The sequence below is a fragment of the Carboxylicivirga sp. genome, from assembly GCF_982718395.1.
On the sequence record NZ_CEXQWX010000237.1, the window covers coordinates 1 to 6,675 of the forward strand.

At 37.6% G+C, this 6,675-nt stretch carries 6 protein-coding genes; 2 read left to right on the forward strand and 4 right to left on the reverse strand.

Annotated elements, in window-relative coordinates; all coding sequences use genetic code 11:
* Positions 1-617: 617 nt before the first annotated feature.
* On the forward strand, positions 618-1,202 hold the full coding sequence (gene bamJ, locus AC4MRQ_RS24110; RefSeq protein WP_491200288.1) for a BamJ family beta-barrel-assembly machinery protein: 585 nt from the start codon (positions 618-620) through the stop codon (positions 1,200-1,202).
* 137 nt (positions 1,203-1,339) lie between these two features.
* On the forward strand, positions 1,340-2,161 hold the full coding sequence (gene bamJ / locus AC4MRQ_RS24115; RefSeq protein ID WP_491200289.1) for a BamJ family beta-barrel-assembly machinery protein: 822 nt from the start codon (positions 1,340-1,342) through the stop codon (positions 2,159-2,161).
* 247 nt (positions 2,162-2,408) lie between these two features.
* Here the strand turns inward: bamJ (AC4MRQ_RS24115) and AC4MRQ_RS24120 are convergent, their stop codons facing one another.
* The 4 genes from AC4MRQ_RS24120 to AC4MRQ_RS24135 all read right to left on the reverse strand — a co-directional run.
* On the reverse strand, positions 2,409-3,749 hold the full coding sequence (locus AC4MRQ_RS24120; protein ID WP_491200290.1) for a hypothetical protein: 1,341 nt from the start codon (positions 3,747-3,749) through the stop codon (positions 2,409-2,411).
* 415 nt (positions 3,750-4,164) lie between these two features.
* Entirely contained in the window at positions 4,165-5,238 is a 1,074-nt protein-coding gene (locus AC4MRQ_RS24125; RefSeq protein ID WP_491200291.1) for a hypothetical protein, read from the reverse strand.
* Between the two features lie 28 nt (positions 5,239-5,266).
* On the reverse strand, positions 5,267-5,905 hold the full coding sequence (locus AC4MRQ_RS24130; protein ID WP_491200292.1) for a fasciclin domain-containing protein: 639 nt from the start codon (positions 5,903-5,905) through the stop codon (positions 5,267-5,269).
* 124 nt (positions 5,906-6,029) lie between these two features.
* Positions 6,030-6,675: RagB/SusD family nutrient uptake outer membrane protein (locus AC4MRQ_RS24135; protein WP_491200293.1), on the reverse strand; the 646-nt coding region annotated here is incomplete at its 5' end.

Sequence of the window (6,675 nt, forward strand, 5' to 3'; positions counted from 1 at the left end):
AATTTAAAATGCATAAAACGGAGCGTTATAGGCCTCACAAAAATTTTAAAGAGCGAATAACAGTCTGTTATAGTCCCTTTTAAAATTTAGCTGAGTAACTAACACTGTGTTAGTCCCATTTTTAAAAACAAATTTGGCTTTAAAATGAATTTTATACCTGAAAAGAAAATTAAATGACACCCTAACGCAGTGTTTTATCCTTTTTTTGAATTAAAAATGGCTTGTAACGCTGTGTTAGTTTTTTAAAGAAAATAATGGGGTAGAGAACAGTAGATTTGATTGACAACAGAAGGAAATTATTTGACCGTCAATATTAATTTGGCAACTGTCGATAACGATTATAATTCGAGCACCATCGATTTAGTCACGACGGCTTTTATCTTTATGCAAACCAGCTTAGCGGATATGAGGAAAGCAACAAATATCCAAATAAATACATCAACAACTCCACAAATTCACAATTCCACAGTTCGACATCAACACTAAACCCAGAACACAAAACTCTCCTCAAGTTCAGAACTCCAAAAACACAATCACCACAGGTTTTTCTAATTAGTATTAATAGTGTATTTTCGCAGCTGGTTTTTAAATAGAAAACGTTTATTAAAAATAATCAAATGAGCAAAATTAGTTATGCCCTTGGAATGAACCTGGCGCAAAATCTTAAAGCCTCAGGTATTGAGACGATTGAATATTCAGAATTTACAAAAGGGCTGGAAGCTGCTTTTGAAGGTCAAGAGACTGAAATGTCAGCTGACGAAGCTAATCAAATTTTACAGCAGTTTTTTGGTGAGTTACAGGCTAAGCAAGCCGAAGCAGCTATTCAGGCAGGAAAAGATTTCTTAGCTGAGAATGCAAAGAAAGAAGGAGTTGTTACATTAGAAAGTGGATTGCAGTACGAAATTATGACCGAAGGAAATGGTGATAAGCCTGCTGCTACTGACCAGGTAGAGTGTCATTACCATGGTACTTTAATCGACGGAACAGTTTTCGATAGCTCTGTTCAGCGTGGTGAGCCTGCTACATTCCCTGTTAACGGTGTAATCCAGGGATGGGTTGAAGCATTGCAGTTAATGCCTGTCGGAAGTAAGTGGCGTTTATTTATTCCATCTGATTTAGCTTATGGTGAGCGCGGTGCCGGTCAGCACATTGGACCTCACACAACGCTTATTTTCGAAGTTGAGCTTTTAGCTATTAAGTAAGAACCAACTTTATTTAATAGACTGTTAGATATCAGACTTAAGACAAAAGGTCGATTACTGTACTTAGAAATAAAGTCAAAAAATCGGTCTTAAGAAGCTTTAGCAAACTATTATTTACAATTCAAAATAATTAACAGATGAAAGTAACAAATCTACTAGCTGCCCTTACATTGATTATAGCTGTAATGGCATCGTGTACCAAAGTTCCGAATACCGGGAAAATGGAATTTGCAAACCAGACAGATAGTGTGAGTTATGCACTTGGTTATCTTCAGGCTGCTAATCTAAAACAACAATTTGAGCGCTGGCCATTGGAAGTTGATTCTGCAACTTGCGTTAAATTGGCAGGAGCTCTTGGTAAGACTGAAATGAAAAAAGCAAACCTGGAACACCTTGAAGGTATGTTCAACGAAATTGATGAAACTGCTTTTATGAAAGGTTTCATGAATGAGTTTGCTTATAACAAGTCATATTTTACTGAGATGTCAGCAGATATGTACTTACGTAAAGTAATGGAAGCTATTCGTAAGGTGAAAGATGCTGAAAATGCCAAAAAAGCTGAAGCTAACTTAGCCGAAGGACAGAAATTCCTTGAGGATAATGCTAAGAAGGATGGCATTGTAACTTTAGAAAGTGGTCTGCAATATGAAGTACTAAAAGAAGGTAAAGGTGCTGTAGCTACAACCAGCGATCGTGTAAAATGTCAATACCATGGTACTTTATTAGATGGTACTGTATTCGATAGCTCAGTTGAGCGTAAGGACACTGCTCAATTTGCTGTAACAGGTGTTATCAAAGGCTGGACAGAAGCTTTACAATTAATGCCTGAAGGAAGTAAGTGGCGTTTGTATATTCCTGCTGACCTGGCTTACGGTGAGCGCGGATCAGGTGCTAAAATTGGCCCGAATTCGACACTTATTTTTGATCTTGATTTGATTGAGGTAGTGAAGAAGAAGTAATTGATGCTTGCCCGAAAAGTCTAATTTCTGCGTTACGCACTTTCTGAAAACAGTCATTTACGAAAGTAAACTCCTTGATTTTCATAAAGCGCAAGCCTTGAAATTAAACTCTTCGATTCAAGCATTCGTTAAAGTCAACGACGATTAAATAACTTATAAATAAAAGCGACTTGAAGTATTTTTCTTCAAGTCGCTTTTATTTTGGGCTAATAACTTGTAGCTATCAGCTTTTTAAATCTCATGCCTATTATTTAGATGAGTCAAACGGTACTTTTACAATGACAGTTTCACCTTTACCTTCGCTGTTAGCCACACTTTGGATGGTCCATAAGTCCAATTGATTATCTCCATCAATGATACTTCCGCTATAATCCCCCCAGGCTACTCCATCCGTTGCTCCCTGGCCTTCACCTAACTTAACTATATCTCTGACTTTTCCCTTGGGATCATTTGCATAACGGAAGGCCATGCGAGGGGATATGTACATATTTGCATTTGTTTCCTGAAATCCCACCAAAACATCATTATTCTTGTTTACTGCAATGGTTGTTTGTATATAGTTGGATGTATTACTTTTAATTAATCCGGTTTGTACAATGCTACCATCCAGTTTAACCTGATGCCATTGAACTGCAGATCTTCCTTCGCAATTAACAGCTTGAGAAAACCAAATGCAGCCGCTTTGCAGTACCAGGTTTTTGGGATTTCTATCTCCCGAAGAAACAACCTGCTCTGTATTTTTCTGGGGTGATTTAGGTGGGTAGTTAATATATTTTAATCCATGTGGCTCAGAACTTACTTCCTGACACACCGGAATTCCATCCTTACCATCTGTAACACGCGTAATAATAAAACGATCGCCTTCTATTTTAAAGAAGTAAAGATCCTCAATGTCATCTTGTGTAAATACAGGATGCCCTAAACTACCATTAAAATGATAGACGGTTGCTGGTTTCCCCGCTTTAACTTCATTCATTTTCATCACAAAGGTTTTCTCTTCTCCGCCAGGAAATGAATAACCAACCCACTTTTTACTATAACCAATACCGCCGCCATCAACACCTTTTGGTGCACCAACAGGGTAAATATTCCACGCCCCAAGAGGATTATTCGTCTCGGATATAGCAATATTAACGGGTTTAACCTTTTCCTCGTCCCAATATACCCATAAATCAAATCCGAAAACTTGGTTATGAGCATCAAAGAATAACTTAGGGTCAATCCCGTTATTGAAACAATGCTGTGAAACGCCATCAATATAATTACCTTCCTTGTCATAGATTACCAATCCTGAATTGGTGGCATGAAAAACATATCCACCACCAACAGCTATTTGAGGATCAACCTGGCGATTACCATCCAATGCTCCGTCAAACTGTAAAAAACCATTAACCATTTTTGGGTTTCCTCCCTGAATGCGCTGTTTACATTCCGGGTTTCGGAATTCACTTTTTCGAATGGGTTTGACCACTTCGGTTCGAGAAGGTTCTTTCTTTAAAGCAACTTTCTTTTTCGTTACATTCTTAGCGTCTATGGATATTACAGCAGCAATACCAATTGCTGTCAAGCATATCTGTTTTATTATCATTGCTTTCGTTTTAATTTATTTATGTGATTTTTTCTTTCTAAATATTGTCAATTACTGACTATATGCAACGAGGGTGTCCAAAAATAAATTACAAAAAATAGAAAGACTTACAAATTGGAAACATAATAGTTTATCACCTCACCTCAATCCTCTCCTGAAGGAGAGGAAGTGCTCATTAAATGAGTGTTAGTGCACTGATTACGACCTCATAAATGTCGAACAGCTCTATTCCTTCTCCTTGAGGAGAAGGTCAGGATGAGGAGATTAAATAATAATTCGTAAGTTATCTAAATTTAAATGCTTGTTTTTGGACACCTTCGTGATTTTCATTAGCCTTTTTCGACTCTCACCATGCAGAATATGTACATGCTCTTGATACTGGCTATTTGTAACTATCAGGTGCCATTTCTGCTTCCTATAGTTTTTTACTGTAAGGAATTCTCATTTTAATTTCCCAGGTACCTGAATCATAAATTTTAATGGCCCAACGCAGGTAGGCATCACAAAGTATCTCACCTGTATCAGGATCTACATCGTATACCGACCAATCTTGTGGTCCAAAATCCGCCTCATAGGCTTCCTTATCCACAGTGAAAGCGTCTCTTGTTGTCCGGTAATACATCAAATCGCCCCAGTTATTACGACTAAATTGTGGGAATGGGGGAGCGGGAAGCATAAATGTTGTTCCTGTTGCATCTTCCACCGTCTCAACTGAATTATCGTGATAATTCTGCAAAGCTGATCCATTCCAAATGTAATCCACTACTTTTTCAGGACTAAAAGGAACATCATGACTATCTGTTACAATCATCTTCACCTTGATACCCAGGGATGGTTCTTCACTGGTCTTTGTAATAGTTATGTATGGATGGGTTCCATCAAGAACACTTGGAATCTGATCATCATCCGCATTCTTGATAACAGAAGTATAAAGTGTTTTTCTTTCTCCATCCTGAATGAGGTAAATACGATCTCTCATCTCACCGGTAAAATCTACAGCTTTAAATTCTTCTAATTTCACAACCGTGAAATCATCCAGCTGACGTTCTCCTTTGACATTTGATACATTGACATTGACTTTATAAATATTGTTATCAGTTACATATTTACTGGCTTGAGTAAATGCCATTTCTCCACTCACCTCATTGATAAGAAGCGTAGGTTGTTCTGACAATTCCAGTTTAGCTTCAGCCAAAGCTAAAGTAGTATCAGTATCTCCGTTAAATGCCTCTTTCCAAATCAGGATCTCATATTCATCAAACAGGTCATCGGTGGGGTTTCCGTCTTCATCTGTTACACTGGATATTTGCCAGTGCATCGGATAAGTAGAACCTTCTGCGGATGGAGCTGCTGATGTTGTGAACACTCCACGTGGCACATATACAGTATCTTGCAATGCATGGATATTATCACTGATATATCCTACTTCCGGAGGCTCACAAGCGGCCACCGCTGCTATTATTAATATATATAAAAGTATCTTCTTCATAAAACTAACATTTTTTAATCCCCATTTCTTACTTAGAATCATAATTAAAAAGTGTATGATCGCCTTGTAATACATGAATCACACCATTAGTGGAAATCAAATTGGAGGTTCTGATAACCACTTTTGTGTCATCACCAATATTATCCCAAGGATCCCAATCATCTCCTCCTTTAAATGTGTAATACACATATTCGGGATATTCACTCAATTGATCAGTATAGGCTCTGGTGGGTTCAAGAGATATCCTTCTTTCATCGCCATTTACAGCCGTATAGATCTCACCTTCTTTAGTCATATCTGCACGTCTGATTTGCTCCGAAAAAATATATCCTCCCAGATACTTGGTTAAAGTGTCCACCGGAATATCATCTACAGTGTATTCTGCATTTGGATCACTGTCTTTCATTTCAGTTAAAATAGCGTCAATATACCTTTTGATAGATAAGTTATTGGGCGCAAAAAGGGTAGAAGAACCATTTACTTCATCAACAAATCCTCCTCTTTCGATCAAAATTGCTAAAGTATCCAAATGAGGATGTGACTTTAAATATTCGAATGTTGAGGTTCCTACCTCAGCTTCACTTATTCCACCATCTACCAGGTATTCTCCTTGTTCACAGGCAACGAGTCCAAGAACAAGAATTGCAATAAAAAATATCTTTTTCATACGTTTATTTTTTCATTTCAATTGTCTTATGGAACTCCCATTAAACTTGATCATTTTCATTTGAAAATCTGGCTAATCAAATTTGTGTGGTCGTTTCATAAAATTGCATCTCAAAAATTAACTCTTACAACCTACCTTGCCAGAATTCAGTTTGAACGATAGAAGGATTCTTTGAAATAATCCCGGTGGAAACAGGCCAGAAATAACCTCTTTTGGATATTCTTTTGCTATTCACCCACGAAACTCCGTCAAAAAAGTAGTCCATCCTTATTCGATCATATGAAGCATGAGCCTCTCCAATAAATTCAATGGCTCTTTCCTCAAAAATAGCTTTCATCATACTTTCACGATCAGTAGCACCGGTATAAGCAGGCACATTGGCTTTTCCCCTCACCATGTTTAAATCCTCAACTGCGATAGATCCATTACCCATTTTAGCATTTGCTTCTGCCCTTAGAAGGTACATGTCTGCCAGGCGGAAGATCAGAATATTTGATTCAGAAAATTGCGCATAGGGATCTTCTGAGTCAGGATCTTGTGACTGGAACTGATACTTTGTTACAAATGATTTTGTATCACTTTCATAATCATAAAAGAAAAGATTCTTTCTCACGTCATCAGCACGGTCAGGATCATCTGACATAAACTCTTTCCCAAACATTGAAGGATCTATTTTGGGGCCATTGGCATTGTAATTTTTAAAAACAGGATAGTTCAAAGTCATCCCGGTATGATAACTTCCCCAAGTTGACATTCTAAAGGATTCATTC

Excerpts from the sequence above, each read along its gene's own strand:
- bamJ (WP_491200288.1), top strand. The coding sequence starts at position 618 with ATGAGCAAAATTAGTTATGCCCTTGGAATGAACCTGGCGCAAAATCTT.
- AC4MRQ_RS24125 (WP_491200291.1), bottom strand. The coding sequence starts at position 5,238 with ATGAAGAAGATACTTTTATATATATTAATAATAGCAGCGGTGGCCGCT.
- AC4MRQ_RS24130 (WP_491200292.1), bottom strand. The coding sequence starts at position 5,905 with ATGAAAAAGATATTTTTTATTGCAATTCTTGTTCTTGGACTCGTTGCC.
- bamJ (WP_491200289.1), top strand. The coding sequence starts at position 1,340 with ATGAAAGTAACAAATCTACTAGCTGCCCTTACATTGATTATAGCTGTA.
- AC4MRQ_RS24120 (WP_491200290.1), bottom strand. The coding sequence starts at position 3,749 with ATGATAATAAAACAGATATGCTTGACAGCAATTGGTATTGCTGCTGTA.